Here is a 24689-nt window from a genome sequence, read left to right as displayed (position 1 = left end):
GAAGTTAGGTAATTAATTTTCTTAATTTTTTGCGGTAAATTCGAGCCTTAAAGCGGCTGGTATGAGGGTTCCGTGTTGTTTGCGGCTCACTTCCGGTGAAATGGTTGCCTTGCATAACTCATGATCTCACTTCCGGTGTGTAATTCGATTCCGCACTGGTTATGTCTTCGGCAACCTTCTAGGCCGTCGGTGTGTATGCCTGGAGCGGCTCATCATCCGGGCGTTTCGATTTGAGATGCCCACTCCCCATTTCCTGAATGATGTCAGTGAAACACAAAGTAAACCGGCAGTTTCAACTCTGTCGGTGGGTAATTCCGAGCGGTGGTTTAAAGCAGGTGCAGTGGCCGCATTGAAGTCCGTGTACCAATTAGCCAGTTCAGTGGTGATGAATAAAAGATATATCCTTTATTCTCCTACCTAACAAGGCGTTTAAACACGTTCGCTTTGCTCACTGGACGGCACTGCGTGCCGCCGTTTAACTTATAGTTAGGTAATTAATTTTCTTAATTTTTTTGCGGTAAATTGGAGTCTTAAAGCGGCTGGTATGAGGGTTCTGTGTTATTTGCGGCTCACTTCCGGTGAAATGGTTGCCTTGCATAACTCATGACCTCACTTTCGGTGTGTAATTCAATTCCGCACTAGTTATGTCTTCGGCAACCTTCAAGGCCGTCGGTGTGTACACCTGGAGCGGCTCATCATCCGGGCGTTTTGGTTTGAAACGACCACTGCCTGTTTCCTGAATAATTTCAGTAAAACATAAAGCAAATTGGCTGTTTCAAGTCTGTCAGCGGGTAATTCCGAGCGGTGGTTTAAAGCGGGTGCAGTGGCAGCATTGAAGTCCGTGTACCAATTAGCCAGTTCAGTGGTGATGAATAAAAGATATTTCCTTTATTCTCCTACCTAACAAGGCGTTTAAACACGTTCGCTTTGCTCACTGGACGGCACTACGTGCCGCCGTTTAATTAAAAGTTAGGTAATTAATTTTCTTAATTTTTTTGCGGTAAATTTGAATCTTAAAGCGGCTGGTATGAGGGTTCCGTGTTATTTGCGGCTCACTACCGGTGAAGTGGTTGCCTTGCATAACTCATGATCTCACTGCCGATGTGTAATTCGACTCCGCACTGGTTATGTCTTCGGCAACCTTCAAGGCCGTCGGTGTGTACGCCTGAAGCGGCTCATCATCCGGGCGTTTTGGTTTGAAACGACCACTGCCCGTTTCCTGAATAATTTCAGTGAAACATAAAGCAAATTGGCTGTTTCAAATCTGTCAGCGGGTAATTCCGAGTGGTGGTTTGAAGTCGGTTCAGTGGCAGCATTGAAGTATGTGTACCAATTAGCCAGTACAGTGGTGATGAATAAAAGATATTTCCTTTATTCTCCTACCTAACAAGGCGTTTAAACACGTTCGCTTTGCTCACTGGACGGCACTGTGTGCCGCCGTTTAACTTATAGTTAGCCGGCAATGGAGATTCAGTAATGGCAAGTATATTCAGTTTCAAATGTTCATGTTGTCAAAAAGTACATGAAGGATCTCCGAGTTTTTCATTTAATGCACCGAGTTCATACTCAGAACAATCAGAAGAAATTAAACAAGCAGGCAAACTAACAACAGATCTCTGTTATTACAAAGACAGTGATGGTGACCACTATTTTGCAAAAGTGATGATATCCATACCAATTCATGGTATTCAGGAACCATTTAGGTGGGGTGTTTGGACATCATTGAGTGAAAAAAATTATCACCATTATTTAGAAAACGTTGAAACCACAGAACCAAATACTGTTTACTTTGGCTGGTTTTGTAATCATCTACCCTATTACAAAAATACATATGCATTAGCAGCCGATGTTTATCCTCAAAACAATGGGCTACGGCCTATCTTGATTCTGCACGAAGCAGATCATGAGTTTTATCGTGATTTTGTGAATGGCATTACTATAGAAAAAGCCCAACAGATTGCTGAAATATGCATGCACGGCTAACAAAAACTTGGTGTGGGATTGCTTCGCAACCCCACAAGTAAAAGTTATGCAGTTTTAATTTGCTGAAAGTTTTTGCGGGAAATTCACGTTTTAAAGCGGTGTTGACTGCAAGTCCTGTGTTATCTACGGCTCACTATCGCCGCGTGGTGCCCGCTCATAATACGCCAAACAATGTTAGTCGTGAGCTTCAGCGAATTTGAGATGGCGATTATGAGCTTCTGCACATTAACGCCGTCGAGAGTAATTCCTTACAACCATTTTTTTTGTTTACAGTGTTGAACGCTAGCCCGAGAAACCAGTCGTTATTCCTTGCGTTGAAATTGAGTTGATCTTTTCAATACTGCATAACAAGGCGTTCAACGCCGTTCGCGTTGCTCACTGGACTGGTCTCCGCTTCGCTGAGCCCAGCCCGTTAACTGGAAGTTAGGTATTAATTTTCTTAATTTTTTTACGGAAAAATTCGAGCCTTAAAGCGGCTGGCATGAGGGTTCCGTGTTGTTTGCGGCTCACTTCTGGTGTCTAGGGTTGCTTACGCATAACAGTTTTCAGCTTCACCGTGTTTAATAAGATTTTGTGAGGCGTTATATCTCCAGCAACCCATCAGCTCCGTCGTGTGTACGCCTAAAGCGGCTCATCATCCAGGCATGTTGGTGTAAGACAACCACAGCCCGTATCCTGAATACTTTCAGTGAAACATAAAACCAGCAGGCAGTTTCAAACCTGTCGGCGGGTAATTCCGAGCGGTGGTTTAAAGCGAACCAGTGGCAGCATTGAAGTCCGTGTACCAATTAGCCAGTCCCGTGGTAATGAATAAAAGATATTTCCTTTGTTCTCCTACCTAACAAGACGTTTAAACACGTTCGCTTTGCTCACTGGACGGCACGCGTGCCGCCGTTTAACTTATAGTTAAGTTCTTGAACTGCATGTTCAGTGTTTAATTCGTAAGCAATGTTCTTATTTCGTTGCGTTTGCTATAAATCAAATATCTCTAAAAACATGATCAATCAATGGCAACAGTCACATGAATAACCAACCAATTACTCTAAATGCTTCTATTCGTGATGTGCGTTTCGGACGTAATGTAAAAGTCGTTGAACCATCCAATATCTACGGCTGTAACATTGGTGATAATTCTTTTGTCGGTCCCTTTGTCGAGATCCAAAAAAACGTATCAATCGGCCAACGTACAAAGATCCAGTCTCATACCTTTATTTGTGAATTTGTCACAATAGGTGATGACTGTTTCATCGGTCATGGTGTGATGTTCGCAAATGATTTATTCAAAGATGGCTCCCCTAACGCTGATCCAAACTCATGGGGTCGAACCGTTATTGAAAACAAAGTAACGATTGGCTCGAATGCAACAATACTCCCCGTTCATATTTGCTCTGGGGCAGTCATTGGTGCGGGTGCAGTTGTCACAAAAGATATTACTGTGCCAGGTACTTATTTAGGCAATCCAGCAAGACTATCAAGAAAGCTCTGAGTATTGCTGTGGTTCAAAAACTTAACAAAAATTTAAAGTTGGACGGCACTATGTGCCGCCACTTAAATCGAAGTTAGATTTTTTCCAAATATTCGTGCTTGACCTGACTATAACTTCATACTTCAACATCTCTTCTGACGGTAAATGACCGCCTTCCTACACGAGATAAGCTATGAAGACTTACAGCATGACTAAAGAAAAGTGGATTTCGTTGTTTCAATCGATTGGATTGAATGATGAACAAATGCGCAATTGGCATCAGCAATTTGAGAACACTTATCCCGATGAGCATCAGGCTTTTCTGGAGTGGCTACAAATCGCAGCAGATGAAATCAAAGTGATACGTGATAATCGCAAGCAATAACAACTCTCAGCAGCCTCTCTGTGGGCTGCTGATTAATTTACATATATACAAATGCATACTATCAGTCAGATTGCGAAAAAATTTGCTATATCGCGTAGCACCCTACTCTACTATGACTCAATTGGCTTATTGAGTCCCAGCGGTAGAAGTAATGCCAATTACCGCCTTTATTCTGACGATGACATCAGAAAAATGGAGAAAATCACGTTATATCGACAAGCAGGTTTGTCGCTTGACTCTATCAACGCAATTCTTTCTGGTGCCAATAGCCACCTGCATGACGCATTAGACGATCGGCTTTTCGCCATAAACCAAGAAATTAATGAGCTTCGAGAACAGCAACAAACGATATTGCGTATTATGAAACAAGAACATACTCTCCCCAACTCAAGCTTTATTGATAAAAAGACATGGGTATCATTGTTAGCCAAAGCAGGTCTTGATGAGTTGGGAATGCGCAAATGGCACATTGAGTTCGAAAAAACTTCGCCTCATGGCCATCAAATATTCCTTGAATCATTGTCGATAGAGCAAAGTGAAATTGATGCGATAAGACAGTGGTCCCAAGCGGGCATAAAAACAAATCTAACAAAAACTTAAATTTGGACGGCACTACGTGCCGCCAATTAAGTCGAAGTTAGACTAAAGAAATTCACCACTTGTGAACATGACAAATCACTGCTAAAGTTTACGTATAGTGAACCAATGAGATCTGCTTGTGCATGTAATTTCCCGAAAGCCATTTAATGATGCGGTTAAACTTTATCCTAAAGATGCAACCGCCATTGAAGCTGCTTATAAAGTGCTGCGAAACGGCAACTTTGACGATCCACTTGAGTTAAAAGCCGTTTTTCCCAGTCTTGATAACTTCAAATACAAGAAAAAATGGTGGGTGATCGACATCGGTGACAACAACCTGCGCATGATTGCTTTCATTGTGTTCAGAGATAACCGCATGTACGTCAAACACATCGTGACGCATGCTGAATACGATAAACTTTGCAAAAAATACGCTAAGGAGTCTGAACGATGAGCTTCTTACAAGTGAAAGAACAGGCACGGTCATTGTTCTCCAATGCCAGTTTTCTTGTTCACATCAGCAACAATGAAAAATACGAACAGGCTCTTTCCTTTATGGAGGAGCTGATTGAAGAATACGATCTCTACGAACCACTCATTGAGTTACTTTCTGCGTCGATTGAACGCTGGGAGAATAATGCGCCTGAATTTGCTGAGTTCAATCGCAAGGTGGCGACATTAGACAGTGGTGCAGCGGTGTTGCGAACACTCATGGATCAATACCATTTGAAAACCGATGATTTTAAAAATGAAATTGGCGGCAAAAGCATGGTCTCCATGATCCTTGGTGGCACACGTAAGCTATCAAAAGACCATATTCAGGCATTGTGCGATCGCTTCAAAATCAGCCCTGCTCTATTTTTCAATCACTCGAACTAACAAAGCGAAAAACAAAAGCGTCTAACAACTAATTCAACCTCGTTCGCTTTGCTCACTGGACGGCACTACGTGCCGCCGGTTAATTAAAAGTTAGGTAATAAAAACGGCTTTATTGTTGGCGGTGAATTCCAGCCCTAAAGCGGCTGTGCAGATGGTCTAGTGGTTTTTACGGCTCACTATCTGAGCGTGGGTTGCCTCGCGCAACACATGAATTCACGTGAAGTGGCAAACTGAAAGCCTGCGCGGGTTACGTGTCGGCAACCATCAGCGCTGTCAGTGTGTAACGCCTAAGCGGCTCATCATCGCGGCACAGTGTTTTTAGCAACCACTCCCGCTCACTGAATAAGTCAGTCGATGTTTCAGCAAATTTCGCTGCATCGATATTGTCGGCGAGTAATTCCAAGCGGTTGTTTAAAGCTGGCCCAGTTGCAACATTGCAGCCTGTGGTTCCACTTAGCCAGTTTTGTTGTTGATGATGAATATATTTTTCTTTGTTCATACCTAACAACTAATTCAAACCCGTTCGCTATCGCTCACTGGACGGCACTGCGTGCCGCCGTTTAATTAAAAGTTATGTGATCTCCAGTAATCCCTTTAATTGAATATCTACAGAGGTGAAATCATGTCTGAGATAAAACACGTACCAACTCCGTTTAGTTATTCATCTGCCGTCGTCGCAGGAGACTATGCTTTCCTTTCCCTCCACCGTGGATTTGGCAATAGCTTTGCAGAACAGCTAAATGGTGCCATTCTGGGAATGCAGAAAACACTTGAAGAGCTCAACTTACCACTCTCTTCAATCGTAAAAGTAACTGTATGGCTTAAGAACATTCAAGATTTACCATTCATGGAAAAGCAATTCCTAGACTATTTTGAGCCAACTAAATGCCCCGCCCGCATGACGGCAACAACAGAATTTTTCGACTCTGATTGCTTAGTGATGATAGAGGGAATTGCTTTTTGTAAATAATCCCAGCATAAACAACGCGTTCACAACTATCTGATTTAATTGGTTTGTCATAACCGTGTCGTAGAGATGTCGTCACACCAGCTTCTTGTTTTGTCTCATAGTTTCAGTCGAACACCAGAGACAGAGGGATAACAATGATTGTTCGTAAATTAAGACTTCAACGTGGTTGGTCTCAAGATCAACTCCCTCAACTGAGTGGCCTCAGCATTCGCACTATTCAGCGAATTGAACGCGGTCAAACTCCAGGTCTTGATTCATTAAAATCACTGGCGGCTGTTTTTGATGTTCATGTCACTGAACTACAAATGGAGAATGACATGACTCACGAAAATCAGACAACTCAACTTGATGAGACAGAACAGAAAGCAATTGAATATGTGCGTGACATTAAAGGGTTTTATTCCCATGTCATAAAATACGTCGTTGTTATTTCTATCTTGTTTATTATTAATTTTACTACCGACCGCAGTTATATCTGGGCTTGGTGGCCAATGCTTGGCTGGGGTATTGGTGTTTTATCACATGGATTAAATGTGTTTGAAGTGTTTCATTTCTTTAGCCCTGCTTGGGAAAAGCGGCAAATCGAAAAACTCCTAGGCAGAAAACTGTAAAAATCACATAACAAAAAATTAATGTGGGACCACTTCGTGGCCCCATAATTCGAAGTTATGTGATTAGAGGTAGTCATGGCCTTTGATGATAAATTCAGACTCAGCAGTCACGCTGTTATTCTCAATTCTGTCGGCGAAGTTTTGCTCTTAAAAGCTGATTATGGCGCTAAATCTTGGGGGCTTCCTGGTGGTGCATTAGAACCTGGCGAAACCATTCACGAAGCCTTGCTCCGAGAGTGCCGTGAAGAACTGGGTTCTGACGTTCTCATCAATTATCTCAGCGGTGTGTATTTCCATTCAGCCTACAATTCACAGGCTTTCATTTTTCGCTGTGAACTGCCCTCACCTTCTAACATCATCCTCAGCAACGAACATTCTGAATTTCGTTATGCCGCAATTTCAGAACTCAGTGGCGTCCAACAACAGCGCATTTCTGACTGTCTTAATTATTCTGGAGTTGTCGTCAGTGCCAAGTTTTAACGCAATTCGTTTATCCTGCTAAATCAGCTCATAACCTTGATATAGCTCAGTTTTACTTAATTGAGTCCTCGATTTCATTTGTCTCTGTTAGCACCATTCGGCATCATGTTTCTATGAGCAAATCAAAAGCAGAAAATCGGTGTTGGGCATCTGATCTGTCATTAATCAGTGCGGTAGCCATGCCTCTCAAAATCGACTTGTTTGCTGCAAGACAAAATCACATAACAAAATTTTAATGTCGGATGGCACTACGTGCCACCGCATAAAACGAAGTTAGGTAATTAATTTTCTTAATTTTTTTGCGGTAAATTCAAGCCTTACAGCGGCTGGTATGAGGGTTAAGTGTTGTTTGCGGCTCACTTCCGGTGAAATGGTTGCCTCGCATAACTCATGATCTCACTTTCAGTGTAGAATTCTAGTCTGCGCTGGTTATGTCTTCGGCAACCTTCTAGGCCGTCGGTGTGTACGCCTGAAGCGGCTCATCATCCAGGCATAATGGTTTGCGGCAACCACTCCCCGTTTCCTGAATAATGTCAGTGAAACATAACGTAAACCGGCAGTTTCAAATATGTCGGCGGGTAATTCCGAGCGGTGGTTTAAAGCAGGCGCAGTGGCAGCATTGAAGTCTGTGCACCAATTAGCAAGTCCAGTGGTAATGAATAAAAGATATTTCCTTTATTCTCCTACCTAACAAGGCGTTTAAACACGTTCGCTTTGCTCACTGGACGGCACTACTTGCCGCCGTTTAACTTATAGTTAAACTTATTGCTCAATTCGGCCTAGTGCAGATTTATAAACATCATTTCTTTCGCGTTTACCGATAGAAAGAACAACAACAGTAATAATATTGTCTTCAACTTGATAGACTAATCTGTAGCCTGATTGCCGCAGTTTGATCTTGTAGAGATTATCTGCTCCAGAAAGTTTTGCTGCTGGTACATGTGGATTTTCCAATCTCTCAGCCAGTTTTTTCTTCAATTGCTCTCTGATTGTGGAACCAAGCTTTTGCCATTCTTTCAATGCAGATTTCTTGAAATCTAATTTATAGGTCATTTAGATCTACCGTGATACTTGGTTCATCCTGGCGTTCTTTGGCGATAGCTAAAAGTTCCAGATCCTCCAAGCGATCCATTAAAAGCTCATAGGCTTCTGCTGGTACACAATAGAAAGCTGGTTCATTGCGGTTTAATACGGCGACTGGTTCACCATAGCCACTACTAACAACCTTCATGGGGTTGGCTTTTAGTTCAGTGATACTAGCGGCAACATCAGCAAGAATTCGGGCTGTCATAGAACCTCCTAATAGGTCTTTTATTAGGTCATTATAGTGGGCTTGTGGTGATTTTCCAATCGTTATCAGCACCACTCTCAGTTACCACTGAGAAACGCAATAAGTTTAACAAAAACTTAAAGTTGGACAGCACTACGTGCTGCCACTTAAGTCGAAGTTATGCAGTTTTTGTCCTTTATAATTTTCAGTGCTAATTTCGGGCCTCTAAAAACACGGACATGATATCCCGTGTTATTTCAATCTCGACTGAGACGCGCTTAGTTGCGCCCCAGCTTATTGGCTTCGTATGCCTCTTATTTTAGATAAATCTTGGTTCATTTTTACTCTCTTGCGTATTTGAGACTAGATTTAGTCTATGCGTTTTGTTTTTCATCTTTGCTGACAAAACTATTCAAATTAATTCCTTTCAACACAACTGTTAAGCCCTGAAAGTACAGAGAGGAATGCACGATGAACAATGAAAATGAACAGGCAGTACCTGAGACTAAAGGTCTTACGGTGCAATTACTTACAACAGTTGACCTCGGCCCTGAGATTGAGGGCATGACCGGACGTCAACTCCGAATGCGGATGGTAACTATTGAACCTGGTGGTGTTTTCGGCCCGCTTCACGACCATAAAGACAGACCGGGTACCGTTTATATATTACAAGGCACAATTACTGACCATCGAAATGGTGTAGCTACCGATTATGGCCCGGGCGTCGGCTGGCCAGAAGACAGAAACACAGTTCATTGGCTTGAAAATAGAGGTTCTGTCTCTGCCGTGGAGATATCTGTCGATATCGTAAAGCTGTGATGAGAAGCCAACCTCAGCAGCCATCGACTTGATGCGCTTATCTCGTCGATTGAATACATTACGAATCATCCCAATTATGGCGGCGTTAAGTGCAACGTTGGGTTCGACATACGGGAGCACCGCTTTCGCCGCTTCAATCTTATTTTGGGTTGCGTTGTTAATTTCGGTCGCTTTCCTTTTTGCTGTAGAAGGTGGTGTTAAGCCATTCCCAAATACATCGTTACCGTTTTATTTCTACTTAGGTGGCACGTTTGTCGCTTTCTACGTCCTCAGCGTCACATGGATAGCTCCCAAATTCGGCGTTGGCAATGCGGTTGCTTTTGTACTTCTCGGCCAACTCATATCAATGGCTGCCATTGATCAATTTGACTTGTTTGGTGCACCAACTCATGCAATTACCTTACAACGAACAATCGGTCTCATTCTGATGGCTATCGGTGTTTTTTTAGCTGTTCGACGCGGGTAATCTGCATCAACTGCATAACAAAAACTTAATGGCGGACAGCACTATGTGCTGCCCCATAAGTAATAGTTATGCCCTTTTCAAACTAGATTTTGTTTGTTCATTGTACTAACATTAAGTTGTTCATTTTTTGTTAGTCGAGATAATCATGGCCAGCTCTGCATCTTCTGTTTCACGAACTTCACGTTCTGCTCGTCTCGGGCTTCGGGCTACGCCTGAGCAAGAAGCAGTACTACGTCGCGCTGCGGATATTTCGCACAAATCATTAACTGATTTCATTCTTGATAGTGCATGTCATGCTGCTGAACAGACGCTACTTGATCAACGTCTATTCGTCGTTTCTGGTGAACAATATCAAGACCTACTGGATATGCTTGATCAACCGACTCAAGAAAATCAGGGCTTACAAGACCTTTTCTCCCGCACAGCTCCTTGGGAGAAATAATGCCCATTTCAAAACCAGAGGTGTTACATGATAAACACCTTTTCGAACAATTTGATTGCGGCAACCCAACATTGAATGAATGGCTTTTACGTCATGCCAGACAAGCTCAATCCAGTGGTTCTGCTAAAACTTTTGTCGTTTGCGAAGACAATGTGGTTGTGGGTTATTTTAGTCTCACCGTGGGGCAAGTAGAAACCTATGATGCACCTGAACGAATTCGCCGTGGCATGGGACAATATCCTATTCCTGTCGTTATTCTGGCTAGGTTAGCAGTCTCAAAAATACACCAAGGCTCAGGGCTTGGTGTCGGTATGCTGCAAGATGCCATCCGCCGCACCATGATGATTTCGGAGCAAGTCGGCATTCGAGCCTTACTGACTCATCCTATTGATGAACTGGCATCCAAATTTTATGAGCGATTCGGCTTTATTTCATCACCAGTGAGAGAAAGACAACTGGTATTATTGCTTAAAGACGCACGAAAGCTAATTCGTTAATCATTCATGATCTGCGTTTGGCATAACAAAAATTTAATGTTGGACGGCACTACGTGCCGCCACTTAAATCGAAGTTAGCTTTTTTATTATAAATGCATGGGTAATAAATCATGGAAAGCACAATAGAAAATGATAATTATGTTCCAGATAAATTTTGTACTTTAAAACGACGAATAATAGCAGCATGTCTTGATTCCGCTGCATTGGCTCCTTTTGCATGGTTTGATAAATATCTATGGAATTCAATATCAAATCCACTGACACTTCAGATTTGGAGCGTTTTTTATACTGCAGTCATCATTTACTACTATTACTATTTCGTTGCACGATTTGGCCAAACACCAGGAAAAATGGCTTCCGGAATTAAGATACTAACATCTAATGAGTGTGAGGTTGGCCCCAAACATGCGGTCCTTCGTCAAATTTTATTTTCTAGCTTTAGTTTAATATTTTTAACTATACAATTATTTAACTTATCTCATGGCATGCTAGCCAATAGAGCATTAGGTAATCATTTTACGCTAATGCTATTCGGATCACCGATTTTATTTTTGTCGCTGCTTGAGTTTATAACGATGATGTGTAATACAAAACGCAGATCAATTCATGATTTTATCGCAGATACAGTCGTTATAAAATTCGAAGAAACAAAACATAAAAACAAAATTAAAGTGATATTATTGACATTGTTCATCATAAATCTGCTTATCCAGCAATTTACACCTGAATTAAATTTAGTCACAAATTAGGGCAAAAGCTAACAAAAACTTAATGGCGGACAGCACTCCGTGCTGCCCCATAAGTAATAGTTAGGTAATTAATTTTCTTAATTTTTTTGCGGAAAATTCGAGCCTTAAAGCGGCTGGTATGAGGGTTCCGTGTTATTTGCGGCTCACTACCGGTGAAGTGGTTGCCTTGCATAACTCATGATCTCACTTTCAGTGTGTAATTCAAATCCGCACTGGTTATGTCTTCGGCAACCTTCAAGTCCGTCGGGGTGTACGCCTGAAGCGGCTCATCATCCGGGCTTTTTGGTTTGAAACGACCACTCCCCGTTTCCTGAATAATGTCAGTGAAACATAACGCAAAGGGGCCGTTTCAAGCCCGTCGGCGTGTAATTCCGAGCGGTGGTTTAAAGCGGGTGCAATGGCAACATTGAAGTCTGTGCACCAATTAGCCAGTCCAGCGGTGATGAATAAAAGATATTTCCTTTATTCTCCTACCTAACAAGGCGTTTAAACACGTTCGCTTTGCTCACTGGACGGCACACGTGCCGCCGTTTAACTTATAGTTATGTTTTTATGACGTCCTCACTTTATTTCGATTTATCATATGGCTCTATCCGAAAAATCTACTGAAAAGTTGTTACGCTGGATTGCAGCAGAAGATGCATCTTCCAATGAAAGCCAACTCCTTTTAGCTTTTGATTTCCTTGAACAATACATGTCTGACCACGGTTTTTTACTCGATATACCGAAAATCCGACAACTTATCATGTCGTGTTCAATATTCCATGATATGACTCAGGCTGACATTGATACGGTTGTCGATAACAGACTTCAATTATTTATCGATATTGTGGAAATGAATAAATTAGCTCGAATTAGTGCTTTTCACATGTTAAACACGCCCATTGATTAGAAAAATGACAGACTCAATCTTTAGCCAACTTGGCAACAGATTGAAATATAATAACTTTAATCCATGATGCATAGCAAAAACATACATTACTCAAGCATGAACTATACTTAATTAACCTCAGTTCCTGAAACATGTACCGTATGAAGAAGATAATAAAAAAATTATTTTACTTATCTATCCCACTAATCATGCTGGCTGCTATCAGTTCTAAGCTATACCTTTATTTTGGCTATGCTTGGGTTGCTCAAACGATTGATCCAACCCCGATCTACAATTCAATTTCGGAAGTCGGTAATGAGATTGTAAGTCAACGAAATAACATCATTCCTAAGCTAACATTGATGAAAAACCAAATGGTTTATGTTTTGTTTAAGCAGCACAATCAGAACAACTGGTCATGCTTTCTAAGAGATAAAATGTATAACTTTGGCTGGACACTTTGTTCTAATTTATCCGCGAACAAGATAATTATAGATATATCCAAAAATGGCAGTTAATTTGTCGTTATCACCCAAAACATAACAAAAACTTAATGGTGGACAGCACTACGTGCTGCCCCATAAGTAATAGTTATAAACAAAGGAAATATCTATGGAAAAATGGGTAGAAAGACAATCCGAAAGAAAAAGAGATGCATCAACAGATCATGATTATTTTTACAGAATTGATAAAAGCAGAATTATCAATTCGATGGCTTTCCGGAGATTACAAGCTAAAACACAAGTTCATCAAGTAGGTGAAAGTGATTTTTTCAGAACGCATCTCACCCATTCTATGAAGTTGCACAAATTGGTGCCACACTTGTACATATATTAAATTATAAGGCAAAAAATAGTGAATTAGATTTCAAATCTTGGATTCCATCCATATCGCTAATCGAAACGATTTGTTTAGCGCATGATTTAGGGCATCCAGCGTTTGGTCATAACGGTGAAAGAACTTTAAATTACTTTATGCATAAACATGGTGGTTTTGAAGGAAATGGGCAAACTTTCAGAATACTAACTAAATTAGGTGAGTTCTCATCAGGCTTTGGTTATAACTTAACCAGAAGATCTTTGTTAGGTGTCTTAAAATATCCAGCAGCATTCTCAGATCTAGGCAAAGATTATTCTAAATATCAAAATATTACCCCTATAGATATTTAAAATTGGTCACCACCAAAATGTATTCATGATACAGAAATAGATGCTTTGAATTGGGTGTTATCCCCTTTGTCTGACCAAGACAAGACTCTTTTTTCATCTATAGAGGAGAAAAAAGGTAAAAGAAAAACAATACATAAATCATTCGATGCAAGCATAATGGAATGTGCAGATGATATTGCATATGGCATTCATGACTTAGAAGACGCACTTGTTATGGGGTTGGTGTCATCGCAGCGCGTTTGTGAAAAACTAGAAAATGAATTAAAAAAACTATCGTTGATAGTTACACGAAAATATTCAAAGCAATCAGATTCATATCTATCCACAAAACTTTGCTCTAATAAAATTGAAGATATAAAAACTGCAATCAGCTCTATAATAAATGTGCTTACCCATAGAGTTGAAGTCCATAAAAAAATGTTTTTGAATCTCCATTATTAGATTTTCAAGCCAAATTCAATGAAGAAACTGATGGCATATTATCTTCTTTTAAAGATTTTGTGTATGAAGAGGTGATATCTCAACCACATTTACAAACATTAGAATATAAAGGTCAGAAGATTTTAACCGATTTATTTAACACATTGAAATCTAAGCCATTTAATTTACTTCCATCAATTGTTCAAAAGAAAATTGATGAAAACGAAACAAACATTGATCGCGTTATTTGTGACTATTTAGCCAGTATGACTGACAATGAAGCATGTAGATTATACGAAAGATTGTTTACACCAAACAAAGGCTCAATCTTCATGCCTTTGATCTGAGTTTGTTCATAACAAAAACTTGAAATTGGACGGCACTACGTGCCGCCATTTAAGTAAAAGTTAGAAACTTTAGGAGAAATAGTGTTTAGCATCATTACTGAGAACGACGAATCACAGTGGAGTGATGACACTGGCTGTCTTTATCATTTTCCTAAACGATATTTAAAATACCTAGAACCTGGTACAAAGGTTATCTATTACAAAGGCAAGTTAACGAACAAAATTTACTCAGAATCTAGATTAACACCCGAACCACATTATTTCGGTATTGCTGAAATCGGTAGTATCTATCCTGATAAAGCCAGCGACAAAAATGACTATTTTGCGACAATCAATAAATTCATAAAGTTTAAATCCCCAGTTCTTAACAAGAAAAACGAAACCTACTACGAACTTATCCCAGAAAGCCAAAAAACGAATTATTGGCGAAATGGTGTTCGTCCGATTACTGAGTCAGTCTATTTTTCGATTCTAGAAGATTCAGATCTCGATAATGTGTTTGAGCCAGTTGCACCATATGAAGTAAACAAGCAAACGGATCAACTCGAACAGTTTGAGTCATATCAAGAAGGTTCAAAAACTTTAAAATATGTCGCAATCTATGAGAGAAATCCCAAACTAAGGCGACAGGCTATAGCAATTCACGGCACTACATGTGTCGCTTGTGGGTTCAGCTTTAAAGAGCATTATGGTGAATATGCTGAGAACTTTATTCATATACATCATGAAAAGCCAATATCAGATTTTGATGGCAAACATGACGTAAATCCTGAAACTGACTTAAAGCCCCTTTGCGCAAACTGCCATGCAGTTGTCCACTTAAAGAAATCTAGCACTCTGAGCATTCAAGAATTAGTTACGTTATTAGGGCAAGTTTCTAACAAATAATTGGTGTGGGACAGCTACGCTGCCCCACAATTAGAAGTTAGGTAATTAATTTTCTTAATTATTTTGTGGAAACTTCGAGCCTTAAAGCGGCTGGTATGAGGGTTCCGTGTTGTTTACGGCTCACTTCCGGTGAAATGGTTGCCTTGCATAACTCATGATCTCACTTCCAGTGTGAAATTCTATTTTGCACTGGTTATGTCTTCGGCAACCTTCAAGTCCGTCGGTGTGTACGCCTGGAGCGGCTTATCATCCGGGCGTTTTGGTTTGAAACGACCACTGCCCATTTCCTGAATGATGTCAGTGAAACATAAAACCAGCAGGCAGTTTCAAGCCTGTCCGTGGGTAATTCCGAGCGGTGGTTTGAAGCGGGTACAGTGGCAGCATTGAAGTCTGTGTACCAATTAGCCAGTTCAGTGGTGATGAATAAATGATATTTCCTTTATTCTCCTACCTAACAAGGCGTTTAAACACGTTCGCCTTGCTCACTGGACGGCACTGCGTGCCGCCGTTTAACTTATAGTTAGACGTTTGTTCTTTTTTCAAACAATTTCCGAGTTAATGTCACCAGAGTTAAAAAGCCAATTCGAATGGTTACTCAGATTTGGAGAAATAAATGGCACAGCATCCAATCGAACTTCTGATCAATAAAGCTGACTCTGCAATCAATGCTGAAGATTTTGATACTTTAATTGATATTTATGCCGAAAATGCCGTTTTGGTGGTTAAACCAGGCATGAACGTCATTGGTAAAGAACAAATTAAGAAAGCTTTTATCGCTATTGCTGCCTATTTCGAGCATTCTCTTGATGTCACACAAGCAGGCTTAGAAATATTAGAGTCAGGTGACACGGCATTGGTGTTAGCTAAAACAAAGGTGTCCGCTAATAATCAGCCGCCCCTTGAGCGTAAAGCCACTTATGTTTTTCAGCATTTTGCACAAAAAGGTTGGCTTTGCGTAATTGATAACTCTTATGGCCATGACCTGCTTGAACACACCCAATAATCAATATGAATTGAGAAATATGACGACTAACGAGAGCACACTAAATAACAATTCAAAATTAACTATCATTTACCGTATTGAACCCGGCTGTTTGGGTCCCAATGGCAAAGATTATATTGAAGATTTTTGTCATTCTGCACAAAACGATTTCGTGAAGTTAGCCAACGATTTTATCCTATGGTCTATCATCCCTCGATATGATAAATCGTTACCCGAAATCCAGTACAAAATCGGCGATAAAAATCTGCCTGTTGATATGGCTTCAATCTATTTTCGAAAATACCAAATTGAGTTGTCTCGTTTTGAAGAGCTTCTTAATCAAAAATTAGCAGACCTGATTGAGAGACATCTTGGTCGATAGCAAAAAAACGTCTAACAAAATTTTAATGGCGGATGGCTTCGCCACCGCATAAAACGAAGTTAGGTAATTAATTTTCTTAATTATTTTGCGGAAAATTCAAGCCTTAAAGCGGCTGGTATGAGGGTTCCGTGTTATTTGCCGCTCACTTCCGGTGAAGTGGTTGCCTTGCATAACGCATGATCTCACTTCCTGTGTGGAGTTCTATCTTGCACTGGTTATGTCTTCGGCAACCTTCAAGGCCGTCGGTGTGTACGCCTGGAGCGGCTCATCATCCGGGCGTTTCGATTTGAGATGACCACTGCCCGTTTCCTGAATAATGTCAGCGAAACATAAAGTAAATTGGCTGTTTCAAGCCCGTCGGCGGGTAATTCCGAGCGGTGGTTTGAAGCGGGTGCAGTGGCAGCATTGAAGTCCGTGTACCAATTAGCCAGTTCAGTGGTGATGAATAAAAGATATTTCTTTTATTCTCCTACCTAACAAGGCGTTTAAACACGTTCGCTTTGCTCACTGGACGGCACTACGTGCCGCCGTTTAACTTATAGTTAGGTAATTAATTTTCTTAATTTTTTTGCGGTAAATTCGAGCCTTAAAGCGGTGGGTATGTGGGTTCCGTGTTGTTTGCGGCTCACTTCCGGTGAAGTGATTGCTTTGCATAACTCATGATCTCACTTCCTGTGTGGAATTCGATCTTGCACTGGTTATGTCTTCGGCAACCTTCAAGTCCGTCGGTGTGTACGCCTGGAGCGGTTCATCATCCGGGCACATAGTTTGAGGCTACCACTCCCCGTTTCCTGAATAATGACAGTGAAACATAAAACCAGCAGGCAGTTTCAAGCCCGTCGGCGGGTAATTCCGAGCGGTGGTTTAAAGCGGGTGCAGTGGCAACATTGAAGTCTGTGTACCAATTAGCCAGTCCAGTGGTAATGAATAAAAAATATTTCCTTTATTCTCCTACCTAACAAGGCGTTTAAACACGTTCGCTTTGCTCACTGGACGGCACTGCGTGCCGCCGTTTAACTTATAGTTAGGTAATTAATTTTCTTAATTTTTTACGGAAAACTCGAGCCTTAAAGCGGCTGGTATGAGGGTTCAGTGTTATTAACGGCTCACTTCCGGTGAAGTGGTTGCCTTGCATAACGCATGATCTCACTTCCAGTGTGGAATTTTATCTTGCACTGGTTATGTCTTCGGCAACCTTCAAGTCCGTCGGTGTGTACGCCTGAAGCGGCTCATCATCCGGGTGTTTTGGTTTGAAACGACCACTGCCCGTTTCCTGAATAATTTCAGTGAAACATAAAACCAGCAGGCAGTTTCAAGCCTGTCGGCGGGTAATTCCGAGCGGTGGTTTAAAGCGGGTGCAGTGGCAACATTGAAGTCCGTGTACCAATTAGTCAGTTCAGTGGTGATGAATGAAAGATATTTCCTTTATTCTCCTACCTAACAAGGCGTTTAAACACGTTCGCTTTGCTCACTGGACGACACTGCGTGCCGCCGTTTAACTTATAGTTATGTGATTAAGGAGTTGTCATGGCTTTTGATGATAAATTCAGACTCAGTAGTCATGCGGTTATTCTTAATTCCGAAGGGCACGTTTTACTGTTAAAAGCCGATTACGGTTCCAAATCCTGGGGGCTTCCTGGCGGTGCATTAGAGCCCGACGAAACCATTCATGAAGCGTTGATCCGCGAGTGCCGTGAAGAACTCGGGGCTGACATTTTGATCCATTATCTCAGTGGTGTGTATTTCCATTCTGCCTATAATTCACAGGCTTTCATTTTCCGATGCGAACTGCCCTCACCTTCTAACATCATCCCCAGCCACGAACATTCTGAATTTCGCTATACCTCAATTTCAGAACTCAGTGCTGTCCAACAGCAGCGCATATCTGACTGTCTTAATTTTTCGGGTGTTGTTACCAGTGCTAAATTCTAATGCTGATTAATCAATCATCACCTTGCACAGATATGATGCACAGCATTGATATAGCTCAGTTTTCATTAATTGAGTCTCCGATTTCATTTGTCTCTTTCAGTACCATTCGGCATCATGTTCATATGAGTAAATCAAGAGCAGAACACGGGTGTTGGGCATCTGATTGTCGATAGTCAGTGCGGTAGCTTTTGCTCTCAAAAAACCGTCTTTTGCTGCAGCCAAAATCACATAACAAAAACTTAATGGCGGACAGCACTGCGTGCTGCCCCATAAGTAATAGTTAGGCGAATACACTCTATCATCCATCGAGTCTTATTATTTATGAGTGATTTTTTTAATTTTTGGAACAATCTTAGTTGGCTGGCAAATCTCTTGGGGATCTGTCTTGCATTCCCTATTTTTAAATTTGTAAGCAAATTAATTTCATGGCTAAAAACAAAAAAAGATACTAAGAACAGAGAGCTAAGGTATAAAACAAACAAAAAAATGAATAATAGTGACTACTTGAAATGGCAGTTGTCTTTTTTCAAAAAAACATATTCAAAATCTGAATTTGTCACTCTATATAATAGAGAATATCCAGCAACAATCATTCGTTCGAGTAGAGAGATAATTTATCCATTTAATGATTTATGTCATTTGCTATCAAGCAATGTCATTTATTTCCCTTTCGACAAACACCAAAAAAAATACTTGAAATTTCTTGGTGGCTCAGTAAAAAGACCCAAAATGAAAGGGTTTGCCACAGATGAATTAATCTTAGATGCTAATGGAAAAGTTAAAAATATTTTAGCGAAAACCATTACTTATGAGCAAAACTTAGTTACCTCTCATATTCTTGAGTTCGAACTGTATAAATATTATGAAAAAAACAATAAAAAAGAGATAAATATAGAAAAAGATCTAAAATATCGCACCAAATATCATGGTAACAAACATCCATCATTAGCGATTTTAAAGCCTTCTGATGCTTGCCCGTTAATTAGCGTTCAAGCTCTTATCATTTATAAAGATTATAAAGAACCAGAAAACATTTCATGGAAAGCTATTATTGCACAAAGACAAAAAAATGTAGCAGTTAAACCAGATATTTGGCAGATTCAACCAGCAGGTGGATTCGAAATTTTCGGTGATGAATCAGATGATAACAAAATACTAATAGAGCAAGGCTTTGATATCAAAAATGCTGTATTGAGAGAATATGCAGAAGAACTTTACAATATTGAAGAGTTTAGTTTTTGCAATGACGGTCGAGACTCAAATTCAATATTAACAGAGAATCATGTTTCAACAGTATTAAACTTAATTTCCAAAAATAAAGCAAGTTTCGAATTTCTTGGAATTATTACTGATCTTTCTGTTCTCCGACATGAGGCCTCGTTCTTAATTGTTATTGATGATAGGGACTATAGTCTACAACCTATAATAGGAAGTTCTGAATCAATTAAAATATCAAGCGTCAGTATGATGCAATTAAAAGAAATTTTTTCAAATCAAGCAGTTCACTCAAGCAGTGCAGGTTTACTTCAACTTGCGATCGAATGTGAAACACTTAGAGAAATGGGTATAAGTGATTTATTAAAATGAGCCTAATATCAAGTTTGAAGTGCAACATTCATAGTATGCGTTCATGGTAACTTCGCTCTGGGGTTATAAAGCCTAATCTTTTCCTCGGCCGCGTGTTTAATCTCTTGGCTATCGCATCGCAATCCGCCTGCTTTAGCCATGACATACTGCTCTTTTTCGGCAAGTATTGTCTGATCAAGCCATTGGTGTTTTCGTTTGTTCCGCGCTCCCACGAATGATGGGGGGTCGCAAAGTAAAATGCTACGCCGGTGGCTTGCTCTATGACTTCATATTGATGAAATTCAGTACCGTTATCCGCGGTGATGGTCTTAAATTCTTTGCCTGAGTGCAGTATCAGTTCTATCACGCGGCGGTTCAGACTTTCCGTTGTCCGGTCATTCAATTGACCAATCAACGTATAACCAGTGGCTCGTTCTACTAACGTGACAATGCAGTGTTTGCTACCACAGCCCATTACCGTATCGATTTCCCAATGGCCTATCTCGATACGTGCATCAACCACTGATGGTCGTTCACTGATATGTCTTTTATTGCGTAAACGCCCGCGGCTATCCTTGCTCCGATAGCGTTTACGCCTTTGTTTCACTGCATGACGTAGTTTTTGCCATACGCGGCCACCATTCGCTTTGTCTGCCCAAATATACTGATAAATCGATTCATGGCTGACGATTTTGTAATTATGTCTCTTGAGAAATCCGACGATTTGTTCTGGACTCCATTCAAGAGCAAGCAACATCTCAACGATGATGAAATCTTCAGGTTTTAACCTTTTATTTCGTCTTGAGCGCCTTCGTCTGGCTTTGGTTCTCCGTTGCGCTTTACTAGGTCTGTAACATCCATCGGTTACCCAGCAGGCATTTCGGGAGAGTTCCCGACCGATAGTACTACGGTGACGACCTAACGCTTTGGCTATCTGGGCATTACTCAGCCCTTGCTTTCTTAAGGCTGAAAGCACATATCTTTCAGCCTCGGTGAGTTGTTGATATTTCATGGTTCTTCACTTCTTGGTCGGAGCGAAGAAAACCATTATCACAGCTTACCGTTTTTAGCTTCTGCTGTGTTGCACTTAGTATATGAATCCGCCGAGCCTAACAAAAACTTAATGAGGGACGGTTTTCAACCGCCTCATAAGTTGAAGTTAGGTAATTAATTTTTTTAATTTTTTTACGGAAAATTCGAGCCTTAAAGCGGCTGGTATGAGGGTTCCGTGTTATTTGCAGCTCACTTCCGGTGAAGTGGTTGCCTTGCATAACGCATGATCTCACTTCCTGTGTGGAATTCTATCTTGCACTGGTTATGTCTTCGGCAACCTTCAAGGCCGTCGGTGTGTACGCCTGGAGCGGCTCATCATCCGGGCATTTTGGTTTGATGCGGCCACTCCCCGTTTCCCGAATAGTTTCAGTGAAACATAACGTAAACCGGCAGTTTCAAATCTGTCGGCGGGTAATTCCGAGCGGTGGTTTAAAGCGGGCGCAGTGGCAGCATTGAAGTCTGTGTACCAATTAGCCAGCTCAGTGGTGATGAATAAAAGATATTTCCTTTGTTCTCCTACCTAACAAGGTGTTTAAACACGTTCGCTTTGCTCACTGGACGGCACTGCGTGCCGCCGTTTAACTTATAGTTAGGTAATTAATTTTCTTAATTATTTTGCGGTAAATTCGAGCCTTAAAGCGGCTGGTATGAGGGTTCCGTGTTGTTTACTGCTCACTTCCGGTGAAATGGTTGCCTTGCATAACTCATGATCTCATTACAGTGTGTAATTCAAATCCGCACTGGTTATGTCTTCGGCAACCTTCAAGTCCGTCGGGGTGTACGCCTGAAGCGGCTCATCATCCAGGCGTTTTGGTTTGAAACGACCACTCCCCGTTTCCTGAATAATTTCGGTGAAACATAACGTCAACGGGCAATTTCAAGCCTGTCAGTGGGTAATTCCGAGCGGTGGTTTGAAGTCGGTGCAGTGGCAGCATTGAAGTCCGTGTACCAATTAGCCAGTCCAGAGGTGATGAATAAAAGATATTTCCTTTATTCTCCTACCTAACAAGGCGTTCAAACACGTTCGCGTTGCTCACTGGACGGCACTGTGTGCCGCCGTTGAACTTATAGTTAGATAATTTAGCAAATATTGCGGAAATGCAAAAAATGACAGGTTGCCTTGACGTCATGGTTAAAACAGAGTGGCTTCATTTTGAACCAACAAGGTAACCTTATGACTTCAGCTGCAAGAAAAGGCGATCAGCACGCATGCCCTCAGACAGGGCATGGTGTTAATAGCATCGCCACAGGCTCACCCAATGTTTTTATTAACGGAGTCCCTGCTGCCCGTATCGGTGATTCGACAAGTTGCGGTGCCAATATAATATCGGGTAGCTCAAGCGTTTTTATTAATGGACTTCCTGCTGCAATCATAGGATCAGCCACATCACATGGTGGAGTACTCATTTCCGGATCAGGAAATGTTCTCATTGGTGATCAGGCTCCAATGTCTGAATCTAATCCGACCACAGACAAGCAAACGAATTGGCTTTCCTTTTTTATACCTAGCCAATATAGCTATGCTGATATGGAATGTTCCGCATTTCTCGCTGATGGTACAGAATTATCAGGCTTACTGGATTCAAATAACCATATTCATTTTTCACAACTTACTGAATCATGTACAAAATTCATATTGAAAAATGTGCCTAATTATATTGATGATACTGTTGATGGTTGTTCTAACTTTATCATCGATAGCATTAACAGGAGCCTAATCAATGGATGAAATTATTTTTTCAAAAGAATTTCAGGCAAAACAATCACATCCTATTGAAGATCCGAAAGTTGTTGATGCTGCTATATCAGCCTTAGAATCAGCCGCAGTAAAATTTTCTGTAGATGCAATTAATGACGCTAATGTTAGAGCCAGTTATAAATCGAATATCAATAGAATCGTTACAGAAGTGAAGGCTGAGCTTTCGACAAAGAAAATCACAGTCAAAGAAGCAGCAGAGTTTTGCTATGACATGCGCAACAAAATAATGGCCGAACACCGAGCATATACATCAGCGCAAGGATTAGCTGTAGCTGAAAAATTAAAAAGCAAACCACCCTCATTTGCTAAATTGCTCGACAAATATGCACAATCTCTATTTTCAAAAGAATTCTCTGCGTTAACTGCTGCTGAGCAATCAAAAGTATATTATTCAATAATAGAATCATCAGCACGAGATAGAGCAAGTGTCACCGCCGCGACAAAACGACTACGTATAATGGGGAAAGTTGGAATTGTAATAACTATAGCTCTAGCTGCAGCAGAAATAGCATCAGCCGAAAATAAAACCAAAGAAACAATGAAACAAGGCATAACTGTTGGTTCTGGCTTGGTCGGTGGCTGGCTGGCTAGTTTGTCTGTATCAACTATTTGTGGTCCGGGCGCACCTGTATGTGCCATAGCAATTATGTTGGCCGGTTCAATAGCCGGAAGTTTGATTGGCTCATCGGTAGCTGATGAATTTGATGATGAATTAGAAGAGTTTTCTAAATGGAACATCAAGTAACAGAAAAAGACTTATATGTAGCTCTATCTTACCTATTTGCCGAAGCTGAACCACCTTATGAATATATTCACAAGGTGGTATCTCATTTCCCATTAGCTGTCGTTGAAACTGCTTTTTTTAATTATGTAGGTCCTTACTGCTATCCAAACTTAATGTCACCTATACCACCTGTGTATGAAATTTTTGATGAACAAGAATTATTAGACAACATTCAAAAACGAAAGCATGAATATCAAACGCTCAGAAACAAACTCCTTCGATATTTTTTAAGATTTTATTTATCTAGCTTATGGAGCGAATTTTCAGAACATATAGAAAGAATTAAAAACAACAGTAAAATTACGTAGCTTCAAGTTTGAAGTGCGACATAGCTTAACGATACTCACGGATAAATTCCTCCGGGGTTTTAAATCCAAGCACTTTCCTTGGTCTCGTGTTTAATCTTCTGGCTATGTCGCTGCAATGCCGTTGACCTAACAACGCCATGCTTTGCTTTTTGGGGATGTATTGTCTGATCAGACCATTGGTGTTTTCGTTGGTTCCTCGCTCCCACGAATGATACGGCGTCGCAAAGTAAAAGTCACAACCGTGGCTACGTTCTAACTGCTGATATTGGTTAAATTCAGTGCCGTTGTCGGCTGTGATGGTTTTAAATGGTAGGCCCGTTTCTTTGATCAGCCAACCGACTCGTCTGTTCAGGCTTTCTGTTGTCCGATCATCCAGTTGGCCTATGAGGGTATAGCGGCTTTGTCTTTCTACCATCGTGACTAGGCAATGTTTACTGCCGTGTCCAATGACTGTATCGATTTCCCAGTGTCCGAACTCTTCTCGTTCGTTCACTAGTGTAGGGCGTTCGCTGATATGCCGTTTGGCTGCTACTCGCCCTCGGCTGTCTTTGCTTCGATAGCGTTTACGTCTAATTTTCGGCGACTGTCTCAGGTATTGCCAAAGATTGCCGCCTTCATTTTTATCAGCCCAGA

31 protein-coding genes and 2 pseudogenes are annotated in these 24689 nt (G+C 41.0%); 28 read left to right on the top strand and 5 right to left on the bottom strand.

The annotated features are described in order from the left end of the window. The first annotated feature begins 1476 nt into the window (after positions 1 to 1476). The 6 genes from H027_RS0116970 to H027_RS0116945 all read left to right on the top strand — a co-directional run bounded on the left by H027_RS0116970 (position 1477) and on the right by H027_RS0116945 (position 5291). Positions 1477 to 1983, top strand: coding sequence for a DUF2199 domain-containing protein (locus tag H027_RS0116970; RefSeq protein WP_024873615.1), 507 nt, complete (start codon positions 1477 to 1479; stop codon positions 1981 to 1983). Between the two features lie 1021 nt (positions 1984 to 3004). Next, positions 3005 to 3469, top strand: coding sequence for an acyltransferase (locus H027_RS0116965; RefSeq protein WP_024873614.1), 465 nt, complete (start codon positions 3005 to 3007; stop codon positions 3467 to 3469). Positions 3470 to 3656: 187 nt separating this feature from the next. Then, on the top strand, positions 3657 to 3833 hold the full coding sequence (locus H027_RS19070) for a MerR family transcriptional regulator (RefSeq protein ID WP_202593509.1): 177 nt from the start codon (positions 3657 to 3659) through the stop codon (positions 3831 to 3833). Between the two features lie 51 nt (positions 3834 to 3884). Beyond that, the gene (locus H027_RS0116955) at positions 3885 to 4433 is read left to right on the top strand and encodes a MerR family transcriptional regulator (RefSeq protein WP_024873612.1); all 549 of its coding nucleotides are present in this window, start codon (positions 3885 to 3887) and stop codon (positions 4431 to 4433) included. A gap of 118 nt (positions 4434 to 4551) precedes the next feature. Then, positions 4552 to 4866 carry a type II toxin-antitoxin system HigB family toxin gene (locus H027_RS0116950; protein WP_024873611.1) on the top strand — a complete coding sequence of 105 codons (315 nt, stop codon included), beginning with the start codon at positions 4552 to 4554 and terminating at the stop codon, positions 4864 to 4866. Further along, positions 4863 to 5291: a helix-turn-helix domain-containing protein gene (locus H027_RS0116945; RefSeq protein ID WP_024873537.1), complete on the top strand. Its 429-nt coding sequence runs from the start codon at positions 4863 to 4865 to the stop codon at positions 5289 to 5291. Before H027_RS0116950 ends, H027_RS0116945 begins: the two co-directional genes overlap by 4 nt. Positions 5292 to 5538: 247 nt before the next feature. Here the strand turns inward: H027_RS0116945 and H027_RS0116940 are convergent, their stop codons facing one another. Continuing rightward, positions 5539 to 5790, bottom strand: a complete 252-nt coding sequence (locus tag H027_RS0116940) for a hypothetical protein (protein WP_024873557.1) — start codon at positions 5788 to 5790, stop codon at positions 5539 to 5541. A 123-nt stretch (positions 5791 to 5913) separates the two neighbouring features. Between H027_RS0116940 and H027_RS0116935 the strand changes: the two genes are divergently transcribed. The 3 genes from H027_RS0116935 to H027_RS0116925 all read left to right on the top strand — a co-directional run bounded on the left by H027_RS0116935 (position 5914) and on the right by H027_RS0116925 (position 7352). Beyond that, positions 5914 to 6261 carry a RidA family protein gene (locus H027_RS0116935; protein ID WP_024873610.1) on the top strand — a complete coding sequence of 116 codons (348 nt, stop codon included), beginning with the start codon at positions 5914 to 5916 and terminating at the stop codon, positions 6259 to 6261. A 134-nt stretch (positions 6262 to 6395) separates the two neighbouring features. After that, on the top strand, positions 6396 to 6872 hold the full coding sequence (locus tag H027_RS0116930) for a 2TM domain-containing protein (protein ID WP_024873609.1): 477 nt from the start codon (positions 6396 to 6398) through the stop codon (positions 6870 to 6872). Positions 6873 to 6947: 75 nt separating this feature from the next. Then, positions 6948 to 7352, top strand: coding sequence for an NUDIX hydrolase (locus tag H027_RS0116925; RefSeq protein WP_024873558.1), 405 nt, complete (start codon positions 6948 to 6950; stop codon positions 7350 to 7352). Positions 7353 to 8114: 762 nt separating this feature from the next. Here H027_RS0116925 and H027_RS0116920 read toward each other — a convergent pair. Then, entirely contained in the window at positions 8115 to 8405 is a 291-nt protein-coding gene (locus tag H027_RS0116920) for a type II toxin-antitoxin system RelE family toxin (RefSeq protein WP_024873608.1), read from the bottom strand. Beyond that, on the bottom strand, positions 8395 to 8643 hold the full coding sequence (locus H027_RS0116915; RefSeq protein ID WP_024873607.1) for a type II toxin-antitoxin system Phd/YefM family antitoxin: 249 nt from the start codon (positions 8641 to 8643) through the stop codon (positions 8395 to 8397). Before H027_RS0116915 ends, H027_RS0116920 begins: the two co-directional genes overlap by 11 nt. Positions 8644 to 9093: 450 nt before the next feature. On the opposite strand from H027_RS0116915, the gene H027_RS0116910 reads away from it, so the two are divergent. The 16 genes and pseudogenes from H027_RS0116910 to H027_RS0116830 all read left to right on the top strand — a co-directional run bounded on the left by H027_RS0116910 (position 9094) and on the right by H027_RS0116830 (position 20173). Continuing rightward, the gene (locus H027_RS0116910) at positions 9094 to 9441 is read left to right on the top strand and encodes a cupin domain-containing protein (RefSeq protein ID WP_024873606.1); all 348 of its coding nucleotides are present in this window, start codon (positions 9094 to 9096) and stop codon (positions 9439 to 9441) included. Between the two features lie 31 nt (positions 9442 to 9472). Continuing rightward, positions 9473 to 9907, top strand: coding sequence for a DMT family transporter (locus H027_RS0116905; protein WP_051449063.1), 435 nt, complete (start codon positions 9473 to 9475; stop codon positions 9905 to 9907). A 145-nt stretch (positions 9908 to 10052) separates the two neighbouring features. Continuing rightward, positions 10053 to 10349 carry a type II toxin-antitoxin system TacA family antitoxin gene (locus tag H027_RS0116900; protein ID WP_024873604.1) on the top strand — a complete coding sequence of 99 codons (297 nt, stop codon included), beginning with the start codon at positions 10053 to 10055 and terminating at the stop codon, positions 10347 to 10349. Further along, positions 10349 to 10846 carry a GNAT family N-acetyltransferase gene (locus H027_RS0116895; RefSeq protein ID WP_024873603.1) on the top strand — a complete coding sequence of 166 codons (498 nt, stop codon included), beginning with the start codon at positions 10349 to 10351 and terminating at the stop codon, positions 10844 to 10846. Before H027_RS0116900 ends, H027_RS0116895 begins: the two co-directional genes overlap by 1 nt. A gap of 110 nt (positions 10847 to 10956) precedes the next feature. Next, on the top strand, positions 10957 to 11595 hold the full coding sequence (locus H027_RS0116890) for an RDD family protein (RefSeq protein ID WP_024873582.1): 639 nt from the start codon (positions 10957 to 10959) through the stop codon (positions 11593 to 11595). Positions 11596 to 12178: 583 nt separating this feature from the next. Then, positions 12179 to 12487, top strand: a complete 309-nt coding sequence (locus tag H027_RS0116885) for a hypothetical protein (protein ID WP_024873602.1) — start codon at positions 12179 to 12181, stop codon at positions 12485 to 12487. A gap of 591 nt (positions 12488 to 13078) precedes the next feature. Then, positions 13079 to 13303: a hypothetical protein gene (locus H027_RS19065; protein WP_024873601.1), complete on the top strand. Its 225-nt coding sequence runs from the start codon at positions 13079 to 13081 to the stop codon at positions 13301 to 13303. Continuing rightward, a pseudogene (locus H027_RS19430) lies at positions 13276 to 13425 on the top strand (hypothetical protein); the annotation flags it as partial. The gene H027_RS19065 and the pseudogene H027_RS19430, both read left to right, overlap by 28 nt. A gap of 15 nt (positions 13426 to 13440) precedes the next feature. Next, a complete protein-coding gene (locus H027_RS19330) occupies positions 13441 to 13635 on the top strand; it encodes a hypothetical protein (protein ID WP_338064804.1) in 195 nt (64 codons plus the stop codon). 66 nt (positions 13636 to 13701) lie between these two features. After that, positions 13702 to 14076 (top strand): hypothetical protein, encoded by a 375-nt coding sequence (locus H027_RS19055; RefSeq protein ID WP_202593508.1) that lies wholly within the window; start codon positions 13702 to 13704, stop codon positions 14074 to 14076. Positions 14077 to 14099: 23 nt separating this feature from the next. Next, positions 14100 to 14402, top strand: a pseudogene (locus tag H027_RS19425) (hypothetical protein); the annotation flags it as partial. A gap of 81 nt (positions 14403 to 14483) precedes the next feature. Beyond that, positions 14484 to 15290, top strand: coding sequence for an HNH endonuclease (locus tag H027_RS0116860; RefSeq protein WP_024873598.1), 807 nt, complete (start codon positions 14484 to 14486; stop codon positions 15288 to 15290). 613 nt (positions 15291 to 15903) lie between these two features. Further along, complete coding sequence (locus H027_RS0116850) at positions 15904 to 16293, top strand: YybH family protein (RefSeq protein ID WP_024873597.1); 390 nt, start codon at positions 15904 to 15906, stop codon at positions 16291 to 16293. Between the two features lie 19 nt (positions 16294 to 16312). After that, entirely contained in the window at positions 16313 to 16654 is a 342-nt protein-coding gene (locus H027_RS0116845; RefSeq protein WP_024873596.1) for a hypothetical protein, read from the top strand. Positions 16655 to 18181: 1527 nt separating this feature from the next. Continuing rightward, complete coding sequence (locus H027_RS0116840; RefSeq protein ID WP_024873595.1) at positions 18182 to 18586, top strand: NUDIX hydrolase; 405 nt, start codon at positions 18182 to 18184, stop codon at positions 18584 to 18586. Positions 18587 to 18907: 321 nt separating this feature from the next. Continuing rightward, the gene (locus H027_RS0116830) at positions 18908 to 20173 is read left to right on the top strand and encodes a hypothetical protein (protein WP_024873593.1); all 1266 of its coding nucleotides are present in this window, start codon (positions 18908 to 18910) and stop codon (positions 20171 to 20173) included. A gap of 28 nt (positions 20174 to 20201) precedes the next feature. On the opposite strand, the gene H027_RS0116825 is transcribed toward H027_RS0116830, so the two are convergent. Beyond that, positions 20202 to 21164: an IS30 family transposase gene (locus H027_RS0116825; RefSeq protein ID WP_024873592.1), complete on the bottom strand. Its 963-nt coding sequence runs from the start codon at positions 21162 to 21164 to the stop codon at positions 20202 to 20204. 1215 nt (positions 21165 to 22379) lie between these two features. Here H027_RS0116825 and H027_RS18760 point away from each other — a divergent pair. The 3 genes from H027_RS18760 to H027_RS18160 are packed head-to-tail and all read left to right on the top strand — an operon-like array spanning position 22380 to position 24056. Further along, entirely contained in the window at positions 22380 to 22934 is a 555-nt protein-coding gene (locus H027_RS18760) for a PAAR domain-containing protein (protein WP_024873591.1), read from the top strand. Further along, positions 22927 to 23709 (top strand): hypothetical protein, encoded by a 783-nt coding sequence (locus H027_RS0116810; RefSeq protein WP_024873590.1) that lies wholly within the window; start codon positions 22927 to 22929, stop codon positions 23707 to 23709. Before H027_RS18760 ends, H027_RS0116810 begins: the two co-directional genes overlap by 8 nt. Then, complete coding sequence (locus tag H027_RS18160) at positions 23694 to 24056, top strand: DUF7079 family protein (protein ID WP_024873589.1); 363 nt, start codon at positions 23694 to 23696, stop codon at positions 24054 to 24056. Before H027_RS0116810 ends, H027_RS18160 begins: the two co-directional genes overlap by 16 nt. A 25-nt stretch (positions 24057 to 24081) precedes the next feature. On the opposite strand, the gene H027_RS0116800 is transcribed toward H027_RS18160, so the two are convergent. Further along, positions 24082 to 24689, bottom strand: a 608-nt coding sequence (locus tag H027_RS0116800; RefSeq protein ID WP_024873588.1) for an IS30 family transposase, incomplete at its 5' end; no start/stop codon positions are given.

The sequence above is a fragment of the Tolumonas lignilytica genome (genome assembly GCF_000527035.1).
In the GTDB taxonomy this organism is placed as follows: domain Bacteria; phylum Pseudomonadota; class Gammaproteobacteria; order Enterobacterales; family Aeromonadaceae; genus Tolumonas; species Tolumonas lignilytica.
This window is presented reverse-complemented; position numbering and strand designations above follow the sequence as displayed.